Genomic DNA, 16,030 nt, shown 5'->3' with positions numbered 1-16,030 from the left:
TACCATGATCCGCGAGCTAATCGGCTATAGCAGTAGCTCCAGGCCCTTCGGTCACCGAGCGTATGCTGGCGCTTGCCGAAATTTCGGCCGCCGCCCACCCAGCGGGGGGACGGCCTCGAAAGCTTTCGGAACTGGGCCTAAAGCGCGTCGCCCGTTTTTTGATTCAGGTTCTCGAATCGGCCGATTTGTGATTCCTTCTTAGCTGGAAGGAGACCGATCATGGGCAAATCACATCCGATCGAGTTGCGTTCCCGTGTTATTGCATTCGTTGAAGAGGGCAACACCCATCGCGAGGCGTCCCGTCATTTCCTGTGTCGCCTCGATTTGTGAATAACCTTGTTATCCTGAAGTGGTAGACGGGCTCTCTGTCGCCGAGACGACAGGGTCATATTGGTGGCGGCAAGTTAAGTGACCATGGTGCGTGGTTTCGTGAACGTATGGCTGAGAAGGGTGAATTGACGCTTGATGAATTGTGCGTCGAGCTTGCCGAGCGCGGCGTAATTGTGCATCGCTCGAGCGTCGGCCGCATGTTGCACCGGCTCGGGTTAAGCCACAAAAAAAAGCCTGATGGCAAGCGAGCAGCTTCGTCCAAAAATCGCCCGGGCGAGAAGTCTATGGATCGAAAGGCGCAAGCCGTTTTTTGATAAGGCCCTGGCACGCCTCACTTTTATCGATGAGACGTCGACGAGCACAAAGCTGACAAAACGCTCCGGTTGGTCGTTACGGGGTCACCGTTACCGCAGTCATGTGCCTTTCGGATCCTGGAAGACGCAGACGTTTATCGCTGGCCTCAGATCGCATTCCATGGTCGCGCCATGGATTGTCAACGCACCAATGAATGCCGAGATATTCGAGACTTGGATCGAAACGCAACTCGTCCCAACTCTATCAAAGGGCGACATCGTCATTGCCGATAATGTCCGTTTCCACAAAAGCCAAAAGGCCGAAAACTCATCAGACAAACCGGTGCAAGGCTGCTGTTCCTACCGGCCTATTCGCCCGACTTGAACCCAATCGAGATGGCCTTCTCGAAACTCAAGTCGCTCCTACGAAAGAAAGCCGCAAGGAGCTTCGACGCAATATCGAATGCCCTCAGCGACATCTGCGCATTGTTCTCCGTTGACGAATGTCGAAACTACTTCAAGGCCGCAGGGTATGAGGCGATTTAGATGCGACAAGCTTTAAATGTGAAGTCAAGCGACTGCGATTTCACAACGAGAGCATCCCAAAGCCCACTGGCGACCTCGTGAAATGGCGTTGTCACGTTGTTTGAAATGTGGCCACGTGAGCCGACACGGCGCTTTTCAGGCAGGCGGTGCACTTACGGCTTCCTACGCGGCCATGGCCTGGCGTCGATGGGTTGGAATTTGTACTGCGGAGCGGTTGGTCTGGAATGGAACGAAGAGGTTTCGGACGGCGGAGAAGATCGACACGAAATGTTGCAATGAGCCGACCGACCGGAAACCCTGTCGCGTTCGCTCCCGTTTTCTGAACGGCAGGTGAGAATTCTCCGCTCGGTTGTTCAAGCCTTTATGCGAGCGGTGTTCCACGTTCGGCATGACCTGGGGTTTGGTCGCCCCGTAGGAGCGCAATTTGTCGGTGATCATACGCTTTGGCGGCATGCCCTGCTTCTTCAGAAGTCGCGTCAGCAGGCGCTTGGCCGCCTCGGTGTTGCAGCGCGTCTGGACGATCTCGTCGAGCACATATCCATCCTGATCAACCGCTCTCTAAAACCAGCATTTCTGACCGTTGATGCGCACCGCGACTTCATCGAGGTGCCAGACATCGCCTTTCGTCGGCGCCTTGCGGCGTATGCGGCGCGCATAATCAGGGCCGTGCTTTCGGCACCATCGGCGGATGGTCTCGTAGGAAACGACGATCCCGCGATCGAACAGCATTTCCTCGACATCGCGCAGGCTCAGATTAAAGCGGAAGTAGAGCCAGACAGCACGGGCTACGATTTCGATCGGATAACGGTGGTTCTTGTAGGTCGGTGCACTCACGGTCATGGGCGCGCTGCTACCTCAATTTCCTTACCGCTCAATCAATGTGACAGCACCTAGTCAGCAAAGCCTCCGAACTTATTTTGCAGGAGTTGCATCTGCTCGCTGCGCTCCTTGACCAAGTGGCCTAAACGGCGGATCACGTCATGTACGAGAAGACCGAGAAATGTTGTCACCGGTGCGTTGCTTTCCCAGAACATATCGACGTCTGTGGCAATTCGAAATACATTTTCCGTGAGTTCCTGCGCCCAGTAGCATACCGAATCGGTGATTATGATTAGATCAACGTCCGATTGCGCGGCCTGCCGAGCCAACAACATGGCCTGTTTTGCATAGCGTCGAACGTCTATAACAATGAGGAGCGGCCTTCCCATTTCGTCCGCGAATAACTCGCTATAGGTGCCACTGCCGCCATCCATAAAGCGCACATTCGGTCGTGCGTATTCGAGTCGCAAGGCAAAGTCCATCGCCAGGCCGCGCACGGTCTGGAAACCAGCCACATAAACCCGATCAGCCTTGGCGGTCAGCTCGGCCGCATGGCTGAACTGCTCGGTACGCGCGAGCTCATAGGTGCTGATGATGGCCTTCAATTCAAGATCGAGATTTGCTGAAAGATCGTATGTTGTACTGTCCGTCTCACCCCTCGAATGCTCGTTGGAAGCGATGCGCTCATATCGTTCTCCGACAAGCCAGGTGATCTGATGGATGGTGCTCCCCAGTTCCTCCTTGAGCGCGGCGAGGTTCTCATAGCCGAGCGAACGAAGGAAACGCCCAACGGTCATAGGGCTCAATTTGAGCTTGCTGGATATGGACGCCGCTGTCTCGAAGGGGATATCGCGAATATTGGTAACAAGATAAGCAGCGATGGCGCTCTCAGCCTTCGAGAAGGCCGCCTGCCGTTCCTTGATCTTCTCCATGAAGGGAAACGAGGCCGGTGCGGGCTGGGGCGCTTGCTTGCTGTTCATGCTTTCAGTCGTCCATAATTGCGCATAACCTCCTTTACCGCATCGTGCTCGATAGCGGCAACAAGCCTGTTCTCGCGCCCCACCATCGTTTCGGCAGCCACCATGGCGTTTATAATCGCTTCCTCCACCGCCTGCGCCGTTGCCTCGAAAAGTGGGTCGAGCATGTTATTCGGCAAAAAGGCCAGATCGCCGACAGCGGGTGCTATGGCCGACTCGCTGATAGTCAGGTTTGCCGTGGAGAAGGCAAGGCAGAGGTCGCCGGAGCCGTCTCCGGCCGGTGTGCCCGTTCGGCCGATACCGAGACCCGCCCGTCGTGCGACCCGCTCCAACTGGGTCGGCATGAGTGGCGCGTCTGTCGCCACCAGGGCGATGATGGAACCCTGCTCACCGGCCCAGAGCCGGTTCGCGGTCAGGTGTTCGCCGACAGGCACACCGAGAATTTTGAGGAGCGGTCGAATTCCAAAGTTCGCCTGCACGAGGCAGCCTACGGTATAGCGTGAGCCAAAAAAGTCCACAACGCGAGACGACGTTCCTGTGCCACCTTTGTATTCGAAGCAGATCATTCCCGTCCCGCCGCCGACATTGCCCTCGGCTATCGACCCGCTGGAAGCCCTATCCAGGGCCTCCGTCACATGATCGGCTGTCACATGGAAAGCGTTCATGTCGTTGAGATAAGCATCGCAGGTCTCGCCGACCACGGGCAGCATGAACTTGTAGGGCCCAACTCCGGTATCCGGCTTCCCAATCATCCATCGCAGGATCGACTGATGAACGGTTCCAAGACTGTGGGTGTTGGTAATGGCGATCGGTCCTGTAAAATAACCAGCCTCCTTGATCCAGTGCGTCCCCGTCATTTCACCGTTTCCATTAAGCGAGTGGAACCCCGCCCACACGGGAGCCCGCAGAGGACCCATGCGGCCTCTCGGAAGAATGGTGGTAACCCCTGTACGCGCTGGGCCTTTGCCCGACGTTAAGGAGTCGCTGACTACGGTCGAATAGCCCACTTCCACGCCGGCTACATCGGTTATGGCATTGAAAGGACCGGTTATTCCAGAAAACGGCAATCCTAGGTCGCGCGCGGCCTCGACGGCGCATCAGGTGTCAGTCGGTGTGTAATTTCCATTGGTGTCCTCGTCTATTTAGATTTCCGGGTGCGCACTTTAACGAGCGTTTGGGAGAAATGATAGTTGAATAATATTTCATAGACACCGATATTTATATATCATCACCTATGTCGACCGATGCGAACAGTAGAAGACGCAGCGGCTTCAATGGTAGCAACCACGGACGAGGCGGCACGTTTTTGCGGAACAGCGTTCCGACAATCGCTCTCGCGCCATGGATGAGAAGCGCCCGCAGATGTCTGTCACCCCCCTTACTGATCCTGCCGATACGCTCCTTCTTCCCGCTGGCATGCATCCTCGGAGTCAGCCCGAGCCAGGCCGCAAAGTGCCGTGCGGATTGGAACTGACGACCGTCTCCCACAGCTGCGACGATGGCACTCGCAGTGATCGGGCCTACGCCGGGTGCAGTCGCCAGCCGCCGGCTATCTTCGTTGTTCTTGTGCCACTCGACAATTTGTTGTTCGACAGCAGCGATCTGTCCTTCAAGCGTATTGATATGATCGAACAGGGTATTGATAGCTTGGCAGGCGATCGCTGGCAGGTGGTCTGGCGTCATTGCGTTCATTCGCTGCCGCAGCTCTGACATACGGTAGCGGCCTTTTGCGGCGATGAGCCCAAACTCACCAACCAATCCACGAACAGCATTGATCGATGCTGTTCGTTGGCGAACCAACAATGAACGAGATCGATGCAAAGCGAGCACGGCTTGCTGGTCTCGGGTCTTGATTGGAACGAAGCGCATGTTTGGCCGAGTGGCCGCCTCGCATATCGCCTCTGCGTCTGCCGCGTCGGTTTTATTCCGTTTGACATACGGTTTGACGTATTGCGGCGGAATGAGCCGAACGTCGTGACCCATAGTGACCAGCTCGCGAGCCCAGTGATGAGCGCTCGAGCATGCTTCCATCGCAATCAGGCAAGGCGGCAGCTTAGCGAAATACGCGAGCAACTCGCTTCGTCCAAGGCGTCGGCGTAGAACGGTTTGGCCGACGTCATCAACGCCATGAGCTTGGAAGACTGTCTTTGCGAGATCAAGACCAACGGTAACAACAGGCATGAAAACGTTCCTTCTTGGCTGAAAGACGTCCGCCATCTTCGCTGAGGGGACGGGAGCGGTCCATGCCATCAAATGGGCTGTCCAGCGCGCCAGATACATGACGCTGGGAACCATCAGCCAGATGAGCGATGATCCGCTCATCAGCTTGGCAGCCGTGGCGCGCTGATCATCCCGGCCCATGCCGGAGAACGCGGCGACCAAAGCCGCCACCTACACCACTCCCTGGGACATGATCACATAGCGCGGCACTTGAATTGAGATTGGGCACCTAATTTGAGATTCCGGCTTCGATTTTGGCAGTTAATGTGAGATTCGCCGCCATAGAAAAGATGCCTGGACGCGGCTAAGCTTCATCAGAAATGCTAAGATAGCACAAATGGTTATGGCCGACTCAGAGGGTGTCAAGCGCCGAAAATCGCGCCGAAGAATCTCAAATTAGGTGCCATCACCTGCTCGCAGGCTTATTCTTACGATTAAATGCCAAACGACACCCGGAGGCGAATGGGATCAAAGTTTGCATGGTCCGGTCCGGTTCGTTCGGGCAAGAGAGCTGACATCGGCATTTTCGCGAGGCCTGCCTCCCCCGCCTTACTGGCTCAAAACGCGTGAGTCCTTGCCGTTCCACGCGAGCCAGATTTTGCCGCCACGAGATACCGTGACGGGAAGCATTTGATTAGCAGGCCTCAGGGCCGTCACAAGTTGTGACTGCCCTGGCAGGCGGACCAGTACGTTTTCGTTCTGGCCGTGGTAATTGACTTCCTCGACAACACCCTCGAGACAATTGTCGAAGTCTGCCGGACGGTCGTTATAAAGGCGTATCCACTCCGGTCGGATCGAATAGGTCACCGTCCCAACTGCATCGACGTCGCCCGTAAGCTCACCGAGCTGCTGGACTCCGATCTTTCGGCCTTTTGCGACGCCGTCAAAGAAGTTCGTACGCCCAATGAAGTCCGCGACAAATTTAGAAGCTGGCCGTTCGTAAAGCTCGGCGGCGGTTCCGACCTGTTCGATCTTGCCGGCACGCATGAGTGCGATGCGGTCGGCCATAACGAGCGCCTCCTCTTGGTCATGGGTAACGACAACGAACGTCAGTCCCATCTCATGCTGCAGGCGCTTGAGTTCCAGTTGCATTGCTTCGCGGAGCTTTTTGTCCAGTGCTCCAAGAGGCTCATCCAGGAGCAGGACTCGCGGCCTCATGACCAACGCCCGCGCAAGGGCAACACGCTGTCTTTGTCCGCCGGATAGCTGGTTCGGACGGCGACCCGCCATGGTGGTCAGATGGGTAGTTTCGAGTATCTCTGCGACCCTCTGTTTAATTTCAGCCGAGGGTAGCCTTGCCATTTCAAGACCATAGCGCACGTTCTGCTCGACGCTCATGTGTGGGAACAGCGCATAGGACTGGAACATCATGTTGATAGGGCGACGCCGGGCTGGGACGTTTGTCATGTCCTTGCCATCAAGGAGAACTTCGCCAGAATTTGGCTCGACAAACCCCGCGACGATGCGCAGGAGCGAAGACTTGCCGCAGCCGGAAGGACCCAGCAGCGCAAAGAACTCGCCCTCTGCCAAATCGACGGAGACATTGTCGATCGCGGTGTAGTTGCCGTACTTGAGGACAATGTTGTTGAGTTGGATTACTTTGGGTGTGGTCATAGGTCTTCGAAGACCCCCTTATTGAACCGCTGAGCGGCGAATACCAAAAGAAAGCTGATAGCCAGCGTCAGAGCGGCAAGAGCGTTGATGTCGGGCTTCACGCCAAACCTTAGCATCGAGTAGATGTGCATCGGAAGCGTCTCCGATGCGCTGGAAGAGCCGGCGGTGAAGGACGCGATCATGTATTCGTCGAACGACATCGTGAAGGATAGTAGCGCACCTGCGACGATGCCAGGCATGATCAACGGCAGCGTCACTCTCCGGAACGTCGTGAAGCTTCCGGCACCGAGGTCGGTGGAGGCCTCCAATAGCGACGAGTCAAAACCGTCAAGGCGGGCCCTGACAATGGCAGTGACGAACGCAATGCAGAAAACTACGTGCGAGATGACGATGGTGTGAAGTCCAAGCGTCAAATTGACGAGAACAAAGAAGCTCAGCAGTGAAATTGCCAGGACGATATCCGGGATGACCATGGGAGTCAGTAGAAGGCCGTCAAGGAGAACAGAGGGTCGCATCCGCTCAACCCCGAGCGCCAACATCGTACCAATGATGGTTGAAAGCAGCGCCGCTGTCCCACCAACGATCAGCGTATGGATCATCGGACGAATAATGTTTTGATCATTTGCCAGTTTCACGTACCATTGAAGCGAGAAGCCGCCCCAGACCGTAGGCAAACCCGAGGAGTTGAAGCTCAGGACAACGAGGATGAGGATCGGCACGTAAAGAAACGCGAGCGTCGCACCGAGATGAATGAAGAGAAGTCTATTTTTGTTACGCAACCTCCTGCTCCTTCTCGACGTTCCGGACACCCTGCTGTATTCGGGCTTGAATAGCGAGCAGTGCCAACATGATGGTTATAAGGACCAGAGCTAGCGCAGATCCGAACGGCCAGTCACGCGCAGACGCGAATTGATCCTGAATAAGATTGCCGACCATCTTCATTCGTCCACCACCAAGTAACTGCGGCGTGACGAAGTTTCCGATCGACAGCACGAAAACGAAGACGCCGCCCGCAGCGATGCCGGGCATCGTAAGCGGGATGGTTACGCGGCGAAGCGTTTGCCACGCACTTGCACCAAGATCCTCGCTCGCCTCGGTCAGCTCCGGGTTGAGGCGCTGAATAGACGCGAACACCGTCAGAATGACGAATGGCAGATAGTTGTAGACGAAACCTATGACAACCGCCGACTCGTTGTAGATCAGGGTCAACGGCTCGTGGATGATCCCAGTGGCCATCATGACCTGGTTCACGATGCCTGCGCGGTTGAGAAGTACAATCCAGGCATAGGTTCTGATCAGGTAGTTGCTCCAGAAAGGGAGGATAACCAGAAACAGAAGCGGCATCTGCCATCTTCTCGGAGCGCGCGAGATCGCGAGCGCAGCGGGATACCCAATGAGCAGAGATATTAGGGCAGACTCAATGGCGATCCGTGCTGACCGTATGAAAATCTCAAGATAGAGCCCGTTGAATGCGCGGACGAGGTTCTCGAGATTGAAGTTCGGGATGACACCACCGTAGGTGCCCCGCTCCATAAAGGCGTACGCCAGTACAAGCGCGCAGGGGATGATCAAAAAGAACATCCACCACGCGAGACCGGGCGCGGCCAGCAGATATGGACCCAGTTTCCTGTTCATAAGATTTGTTCCCATGCTGATCCGCGAACGTCGGAGACATTGCTCAATCGGCACCAATTTTTTGCATAAAGCCGGTCGAAACCGCGGCCGTGACCTCGCCTTTCAACCTTGGCAATCGGGAACGGAGTCAAACTCCGTCCCCGCAAGGCGGTTACTGAGACATGATCTCGGTCACGAACTTCGAAACGCGCGGCGCATCCGGGCCGAGATCGGAAAGTATCTCGTTCTTCAAGAGGTCCTGAGCGGACATCTGAAGCGGTGGGTACTTCTTAATGAGTTCGGGATCGACCGAGTCCATCGCTGCCTTATTGGGAATTTTGTAAAGCAGCTGCGTAGTCATCCACGCATGGTGGTCAGCTTCGAGGATGAAATTGATAAACTTCTCCGCGGCCTCTTTATGCTCTGCCTTCTTGGGAATGACGAAGCCGTCGACGAAGGTATCGGTGCCCTCCTTCGGTATGACATACTTAAGGTTATCGCCACCGCCGTCGCGCATGGCCATTGTGCACCAGGCTTCCCAGGTTGCCGCCGCAACGATCTCGCCCGAAACCAGACGGCTTCCCATGGTGAAGTTATCGAACGCGAGAGCGTTCTTCTTGGCTTCAATGAGCAACGGACGAATCTTTTCTAGAGCTTGTTCGGAAACGTCGTTGATCGAGAGCCCGCTCACCAGTTGAGCCGGCTCCAAGAACCAGCGCTCGTCGGGTACGAGAGTGAACTTGCCCTTCATCTCATCGTCGGGCTTGAGAAGATCGTTCCAGCTGACGGGCTTCTTCTTGAGCATATCGTCGCGATAGCAAATGCCGAAGGTTCCCCAAGCGTAGGGAACGGAGTATTTAAGACCCGGGTCGAACGCCAGCTTCTCAGCTTCAGGGTATAGATTCTTCATATTCGGAATCTTGGAGTGATCGATTTCACTCAGCATGTCGAGCTTCTGGAGCGCAGTCACAAACGGCGACGAGAAGATAATCGCGTCGAACCCAGTGCCGTTCGATGCCATCAGCTTGCCCATACCCTCCTCGTTCGTTGCGACTTCAGTGAGATCGACGTGGATACCGGTGGCAGCTTCGAACTCTTCGAAAATCTTAGGTGGATAGTATCCGCTGAACGTCATGAAAGTGATCGTTTCTGCCGCGTTCGCAGCACCAACAGACAACGCGATTACGCTCACGGCTGTGGTGACGGCCATTTTGACGCTGCTCAACATCATTTTTCTCCCGTGTTTTGTCGAACAAGCGGGTCAGAACCGCCGATCGAACTAGTCAATGTCCCCTGCGTACGCTATCCGACCATTTACATACTAATCAGAAGCTTTTTTGAACGCGCTAGTCAGCTTAGCGCTGATTACCTGAATGTCAACTATCTTAAAGGAGGATTACTGCGCTTCGGGAAACATGGTTTAGCCTCCAAGTCGGTTATGAAAACCGTCCCGGCAGCATGTCTCCACACAACGATCATCAATCATCGATGCAGGCGTAAGCACGCAGATGGCGGGGCTTGCGGCCGCAATCCACTGATAGGAGTTTACTATCCACGAGCAAGCGTATGCCGGCTCCTTTGTCAGCTACGCCTAGTTGACATCATGCTTCATTTTGGTCTCGATGGGGATAAGCTGGCGATAGATGCCATCTCAACCTTGACGACCTCCATGGCAAACGGAGACGGCGATATTTTCGAGATGACCTAGTTGATGCATCATTGCCGTTCGAGACGGGACAGAGGAAGCGAGCCCGATACTCCGAAGGTCTGGTTTCCCGAAATTAGCTCGAACGATCAAGAGGCAACACCAAGTTCTTTTGGACGAGAGCGGCCAAAGCCTCCAACCTCCGAGAGACGGTATGAATCCGGGAATGGCTGGGCTTCCTACTATAACTGTGTACTGACGAAGCATAATACGTCAGGGGCCCGCCACGCTTCATCAACCCGCTTGGCTCGTCTGCCTAGCCGTGGCCTACGACGGCTTTGACCTCGAGGAAGTCATGAAAGCCATATTCGCCGTTCTCGCGCCCGTTGCCTGATTGGCGGTAGCCACCGAACGGAGCCATGGGATCAAGATCGGGGGAATTCACGAATACCGATCCGGCCCGGACTTCCCTGGCTAGACGTTGAACTACATCCATGTCTTTCCCGGTGATGTGCGCAGCCAGGCCGTAGACGGTATCGTTTGCGATTCGGATAGCGTCATCCAGATCGTCATAGGCTATGACGCTCAGCACTGGGCCGAAGATCTCCTCGCGATAAACCGTCATCGATGGCTCGACATTCGCAAAAATCGTCGGCTTCACATAGTACCCGGCCTTAAGTCCGTCCGGACGTCCTAACCCGCCAGTGACTAGGCTGGCACCCTCGTCGAGCGCAGTGAGTATTAAATGTTGTACCCGTTCAAACTGATTTTTGTTTATGACCGGCCCAAGCGTCGTCTTGGGATCGGCCGGCGAACCGATAACGTTCCTCTCAGCCGCGGCGGCTGCGAGTTTGAGGGTTTCCTCCACGCGACCGCGCGGAACCAGCAGACGAGTTCCAGCGTCGCAGGCCTGACCGTTGATGAAGAAGCAGCCTGCAACAGCACTCTCGATAGCGGTCGGGAAGTCCGCGTCATCCAGGATAATGTTTGCAGACTTTCCACCAAGCTCAGTCACGACACGTTTTATGGTATCGGCTGACGCCTTTCCGATCTGGATACCGGCTCGGGTCGACCCCGTAAACGAGACCATGTCAATCTCCGGGTGCGTTGAGATCGCATCCCCGACCGTATGACCTTCGCCGTTAACGAGATTGAATACACCCGCAGGCACCCCGGCCTCATCCAAGACCTCGGCAACAAGGACAGCATCAAGCGGAGTGAGCTGGCTCGGCTTCAACACCATGGTGCAGCCGGTTGCAAGTGCCGGCAAAATTTTGGTGAAGATCTGCCCGATCGGCCAATTCCACGGGGTTATCATGCCCACGACACCAATCGGCTCCTTGTAGACCGTGGTTGTCCCGAGCTTCTCGGCGAACTCGAACTTCCTGAGAATTTCGATGGTGGCAGCAGTGTGGGCTTTGCACCAATCGATCAGAGCGGTGCCGCTAATCGATATCGGCATGCCCACCTCTTGAGTGACGGTTTCGGCGAACTCCCGCTGCCGACGCTCAAAGATCACTGCAATGCGTTCCAGAAGGGCGATACGTTCCTCGACGGAAGACTTGGAGTAACTTGCAAACGCTCTACGAGCTGCCTTTGCCGCGCGATCTACATCCTCCGCCGACCCCATCGCAGCACGGGCGTAGGGCGTTTCGGTAGCGGGATCGATTAGATCGCTCATTTCGGCGGATGCGGGTTCTACCCATTTCCCATCGATGTAGAACAAACTCGCAGTTTTCATGATGTAACTCTCCATTGCTGCTCACGAGCGACGTGACGTTGCAGCTACCGCTAGATAGCTTCATACTCATGGGTATCTTTACATGCCAATCAGTTGAATGTCTATATTGCGGGGGAGGCCTGTACTCAGTATCCAATAGACGGCCATCTTCTAGTGATGCCCCCTCGAAGACATTTGCCGCGGTAGCGACGGATGCTATCAAACGGAACCTGCCCTCAAAGCCTCTATGCAACCAAGAGCCATTTCACAGAAGCCGCCTTGACCAGCCGCGAGCGATTTCTGATCAGGCCTTAGATACGCAAGTTGTAAATACGGGAAGCTCGAAAGCGGTTACCTCGGGCAAAGGGCCGTTGAATAGCTCAATTTCCACAAGGCACGACTGAGCCACCGTCGCCTGGGTCATGGAGGACGAACCGACGTCAAGCGTTAGAACATTCGGGTTGCCATGCTTCTCCAGCGGGTTGCCGTCGCCCCAATTTTCGGGATCGAACCATGCGCCGGTCGCCATGACGGCAACGTTCTCTGCAAGATCTTGCGTGACTTTCACGCCGGCCAGACATGCACCGCGATCGTTGTAAATCCGAACAATATCATTCTCACTGATGCCCCGTACCTTCGCGTCTCGAGCGTTCATAAGGACTGGTTCTCTCCCCTTGATTTTCCCCTCCCGACTATATGGTGAGTGGTCGAGCTGGCTATGCAACCTGCGTCGCGGTTCCTGAGTCAGGAGATGCAACGGGTATCGAGTCGCCTTATCGCCCCCCAGCCACTCGAAGGGCTCTATCCAGGTGGCCTGTCCAGGGCAATCGCTGTAACCGAAGCCATCGATTTCGTCTGAAAAGAGTTCGATGCGATGCGACGGAGTGTTGAGGGGATGCTCGTCTGGGTCCGCCCTAAATTGCTCAAGAAGAATAACAGGACCTCCGGGCGAGGGAAACTCTACTCGCCCCATCTCCCAAAACTCGTGGAATGACGGAAGCGGTATCTGGCTGCCGACGCGTGACCTGAAATCGTCGTACATATGCTCCAGCCACTGATCCGCCGTGCGCCCCTCGGTGTACTTTTCACCGACGCCCATCACGGACGCGATACCTGCAAAGATCTCGAAGTCGCTTCTGGACTCCCCAACGGCGTCTTTTATCTTCCGCATCGCGACCAGTTGACCCTCTCGTGAGGCAAAACCAAGATCATTTCGCTCCAAAGCTGTATTAACCGGCATGACGATGTCGGCCGCCTTTGCGGTGCTCGTCCAGAATTGCTCGTGAACGATTATGGTCTCGGGCTTCTGCCACGCTGTCATCAGGCGGTTCAGGTTCTGATGGTGATGAAAGGGATTTCCTCCTGCCCAATAGACCAGACGGATATCTGGATATTCGTAAGTGCCTCCGTCATAGTCAAACCTTGCGCCAGGGTTCATCAGCATGTCGGAAATCCGGGCAACGGGGATGAATTCCTCGACGGAGTTCGCTCCCTGCGACAATCTCGGTCCCGAAACCCTGAGTTCGCTTGAACCGATAGAGTTCAATGTGCCGTAGCCGAGACCGAAACCACCGCCGGGCAGTCCTATCTGACCAATATGAGACGCCAGGGTTACTAAAGCCCAGTAGGATTGTTCGCCGTGGCTTTGGCGTTGCAGAGACCAAGACGCATTTATCATTGTCTTGGAGCCGGACATTTCTCTTGCAAGCGACCTAATCCGGCTAGCAGGCACGCCCGTTATCGTGGAGGCCCACTCGGGGCTCTTTGGCAATCCGTCTTTCCTTCCGAGAACGTACTCCCGCACTTGCGCCGCGCCGGTGCAATAGCGCGCGAGAAAATCGCGGTCCTCAATATTGTCCGATAACAATACGTGGATCAGCGCAAGCATCAACGCCACATCGGTATTCGGCCTGATAGCTATCCATTCTGCATCTCCATCGATGTCCTGACGCAGAGGACTAATGTTGATGAAGCGGACATTACGCGACCGCATGAGCGCGAGCGCATCGCGTACCCGGTGACGGCTCGGGCCTCCAGCTGTCATTTGTGTGTTTCTGAGAGGAATGCCGCCGAAAGCAACGAAAAGATCGCTGTTATCGGCGAGTGTAGCCCAGTCCGTATGCTGATCGAGGAGATATTCCATCGGCGCGATGATGTGCGGAAGGATGACTGATCCCGCGCCGTAACTGTAGGAATCCTGACCACGGACATACCCGCCAATCACGTTGAGGAACCGGTGAATCTGGCTTGATGCGTGGTGGAAGCGGCCGGCACTTCCCCAGCCATAAGAGCCACCGAAAATCGCCTTGTTGCCATAGGTCTCGGTGACGCGCCGGAGTTCAGCACCGGTAAGCTCAAACGCTTTATCCCACGAGACTTCGACGAAACGATCACTCCCTCTGAGGTCTGTTCGAGACCCCGGGCCATGTCGCAACCAGCTTTCGCGAAACGCCGGCCTACGGATGCGAAGTGCCTCGACGTCCACGCTGAGCTGATCGAGACCGATTGGGCTTGGGTTCGCGTCCTTCTCCCAAGCCAAGAGCTGAGGCTGCCCTTGAGTGTCTCGGATAACGCGATGCATACCCCAGTGTCCAAGGGCGTACAACGGGCTTCTGTCACTGGATACCATGCTACCTCCTCCTTAGCCTGCGCGTGCGTTTGCGATGCCTTTTCGCAGATCGTATTTTGGTCGCGGTCCCGCGGCCAAGGCGGCAACGATCGTCAGCTGCGTCTGCTGATGGCCTTGACGCCAAACCTTCAGCGGCGGCAACGCGCTTGTTCCGGACTCCGGCTTAGCTCGGCGCAACCACTTTGCCGGGGTTCATGTATCCAGTCGGATCGAGCGCATCCTTGATCTTCTTCATTGTCGCGACTTTTGTAGCATTGCCATATTTTGCAAGCAGATGCAGTTTGACCCGGCCAATGCCGTACTCGGCACTGAACGAGCCTCCTGTCGAGGCAACCAGATCGTAGATGAGCGGCGACACGGTTAGCTCAAATTTCTTCTTGAATTCCGAGGGCACGGCATTTGCGGGCGGGACGACATTGAAGTGCACGTTGCCGTCTCCGACGTGACCATAAATCGAAAGGATTGAATCCGGCGCGTTAGAGAGCACGAGTTGCGATGCTTGCTCGATGAAAGTGCCCAGCCGTGAGGTTCGAATAGAGATATCGTGTTTCACAGAACCGCCGTTCAGGACCTCGCCTTCCGGTATATTCTCCCGAAGGTGCCAGAAGTGATTCCGTTGTTCCTCGCTGGAAGCAACCGCGCCATCCACCACAAGCCCTTCGATCATCAGCTCTTCCAACAAGGCGTCCAAAGCGCCCTTTATGTCGAGGAGGTGAGACGAAGTCGCTGCTTCTAGAAGGACGTAGTGCTCGGAGGGTGCCGCAAGTGGGTGACGGAGGCTCGTGCGCTTGGCAATCAGCAGTTCCAAGGAGTTTCGAGAAATATATTCGAACGAGGTAATCGATTCACCGGTGAACCTTTGAGCCCTATCCAGCAACTTCGGAAGTTCGGATACGTCGGCGATAGCAAGAAAAGCCGTGACAATGGTCCTCGGCTTTCGCGCAAGCTTCAACGATGCGCCAGTGATGATTCCGAGCGTTCCCTCTGCCCCGATAAACAGCTGCTTCACGTCATAACCGGAATTGTTCTTCCTGAGCGGGCTGAGATCAGTCAATAGCGATCCGTCTGGGAGAACGACTTCGAGGCCCAGGACGATGTCCCTGGTCATGCCATATTTTATGACCGCAATTCCCCCCGCGTTGGTCGAGATGTTTCCCCCGATTTGACACGATTGCTGTGAGCCTAGGCTAAGTGGGAACAGCAGGTCTTTATCAAAAGCCGCCTCGTGTAGCGTACTAAGTATACAACCAGCGTCTACGGTCATTGACAGGTTGCCGGCATCGACTTCCCTCACCTTGTTCAGCCGTTCGAGACTGACCACCACCTCGCTTCCACTGCGATCGGGCGTGGCGGCCGTGCAGTAGCTAGTGTTGCCCCCTTGCGGAACAATTGGAACCCGGTGTTTCAACAGTGTTGAGGCGATAAGTTGCACCTCTTCCACGCTGCGCGGCCGCAATACTGCATAAGTACGTCCAGAATAGAGCTGGCGGAAGTCAGTGACGTACTTGCTGATAATGTCTTGGTCGAGCACTACGATTTCGGGCGGTAAGCTTGCAACGGCTGTTTCGGTAGGGTTCATGATTTTCTCACGCGAAGTGCGTCTGTCTTTGCACTCGTGTCGTT

11 protein-coding genes and 3 pseudogenes are annotated in these 16,030 nt (G+C 55.5%); 3 read left to right on the top strand and 11 right to left on the bottom strand.

The features are described from left to right. Positions 1-44 precede the first annotated feature (44 nt). The 3 genes and pseudogenes from AS026_RS44695 to AS026_RS43785 all read left to right on the top strand — a co-directional run. A pseudogene (locus tag AS026_RS44695) lies at positions 45-143 on the top strand (DUF433 domain-containing protein); the annotation flags it as partial. Between the two features lie 312 nt (positions 144-455). Then, on the top strand, positions 456-644 hold the full coding sequence (locus AS026_RS43790) for a winged helix-turn-helix domain-containing protein (RefSeq protein WP_235777227.1): 189 nt from the start codon (positions 456-458) through the stop codon (positions 642-644). After that, positions 568-1,169: pseudogene (locus tag AS026_RS43785) on the top strand (IS630 family transposase). Before AS026_RS43790 ends, AS026_RS43785 begins: the two are co-directional and overlap by 77 nt. Positions 1,170-1,331: 162 nt before the next feature. On the opposite strand, the pseudogene AS026_RS31700 reads toward AS026_RS43785, so the two are convergent. The 11 genes and pseudogenes from AS026_RS31700 to AS026_RS31650 all read right to left on the bottom strand — a co-directional run bounded on the left by AS026_RS31700 (position 1,332) and on the right by AS026_RS31650 (position 15,986). Then, positions 1,332-2,009: pseudogene (locus tag AS026_RS31700) on the bottom strand (IS6 family transposase). A 50-nt stretch (positions 2,010-2,059) separates the two neighbouring features. After that, positions 2,060-2,968 carry a MurR/RpiR family transcriptional regulator gene (locus AS026_RS31695; protein WP_007539458.1) on the bottom strand — a complete coding sequence of 303 codons (909 nt, stop codon included), beginning with the start codon at positions 2,966-2,968 and terminating at the stop codon, positions 2,060-2,062. Then, positions 2,965-4,032, bottom strand: coding sequence for a DmpA family aminopeptidase (locus AS026_RS31690; RefSeq protein ID WP_007539460.1), 1,068 nt, complete (start codon positions 4,030-4,032; stop codon positions 2,965-2,967). Before AS026_RS31690 ends, AS026_RS31695 begins: the two co-directional genes overlap by 4 nt. Before the next feature lie 151 nt (positions 4,033-4,183). Then, positions 4,184-5,245, bottom strand: coding sequence for an IS110 family RNA-guided transposase (locus tag AS026_RS31685; RefSeq protein WP_245307700.1), 1,062 nt, complete (start codon positions 5,243-5,245; stop codon positions 4,184-4,186). Positions 5,246-5,734: 489 nt separating this feature from the next. Further along, positions 5,735-6,799 (bottom strand): ABC transporter ATP-binding protein, encoded by a 1,065-nt coding sequence (locus AS026_RS31680; RefSeq protein WP_007539464.1) that lies wholly within the window; start codon positions 6,797-6,799, stop codon positions 5,735-5,737. Beyond that, the gene (locus tag AS026_RS31675; RefSeq protein ID WP_028746900.1) at positions 6,796-7,578 is read right to left on the bottom strand and encodes an ABC transporter permease; all 783 of its coding nucleotides are present in this window, start codon (positions 7,576-7,578) and stop codon (positions 6,796-6,798) included. Before AS026_RS31675 ends, AS026_RS31680 begins: the two co-directional genes overlap by 4 nt. Further along, complete coding sequence (locus AS026_RS31670; RefSeq protein WP_007539468.1) at positions 7,571-8,434, bottom strand: ABC transporter permease; 864 nt, start codon at positions 8,432-8,434, stop codon at positions 7,571-7,573. Before AS026_RS31670 ends, AS026_RS31675 begins: the two co-directional genes overlap by 8 nt. 151 nt (positions 8,435-8,585) lie before the next feature. Next, positions 8,586-9,641 carry a polyamine ABC transporter substrate-binding protein gene (locus AS026_RS31665; protein ID WP_007539470.1) on the bottom strand — a complete coding sequence of 352 codons (1,056 nt, stop codon included), beginning with the start codon at positions 9,639-9,641 and terminating at the stop codon, positions 8,586-8,588. 733 nt (positions 9,642-10,374) lie between these two features. Further along, positions 10,375-11,799 carry an aldehyde dehydrogenase family protein gene (locus AS026_RS31660; protein WP_007539471.1) on the bottom strand — a complete coding sequence of 475 codons (1,425 nt, stop codon included), beginning with the start codon at positions 11,797-11,799 and terminating at the stop codon, positions 10,375-10,377. Positions 11,800-12,082: 283 nt separating this feature from the next. Next, on the bottom strand, positions 12,083-14,407 hold the full coding sequence (locus AS026_RS31655; RefSeq protein WP_007539472.1) for a molybdopterin-dependent oxidoreductase: 2,325 nt from the start codon (positions 14,405-14,407) through the stop codon (positions 12,083-12,085). Between the two features lie 163 nt (positions 14,408-14,570). Continuing rightward, positions 14,571-15,986: an FAD-binding oxidoreductase gene (locus AS026_RS31650; RefSeq protein WP_007539473.1), complete on the bottom strand. Its 1,416-nt coding sequence runs from the start codon at positions 15,984-15,986 to the stop codon at positions 14,571-14,573. Between the last annotated feature and the right edge of the window lie 44 nt (positions 15,987-16,030).

The sequence above is a fragment of the Rhizobium altiplani genome (genome assembly GCF_001542405.1).
In the GTDB taxonomy this organism is placed as follows: Bacteria; Pseudomonadota; Alphaproteobacteria; order Rhizobiales; family Rhizobiaceae; genus Rhizobium; species Rhizobium altiplani.
This window is presented reverse-complemented; position numbering and strand designations above follow the sequence as displayed.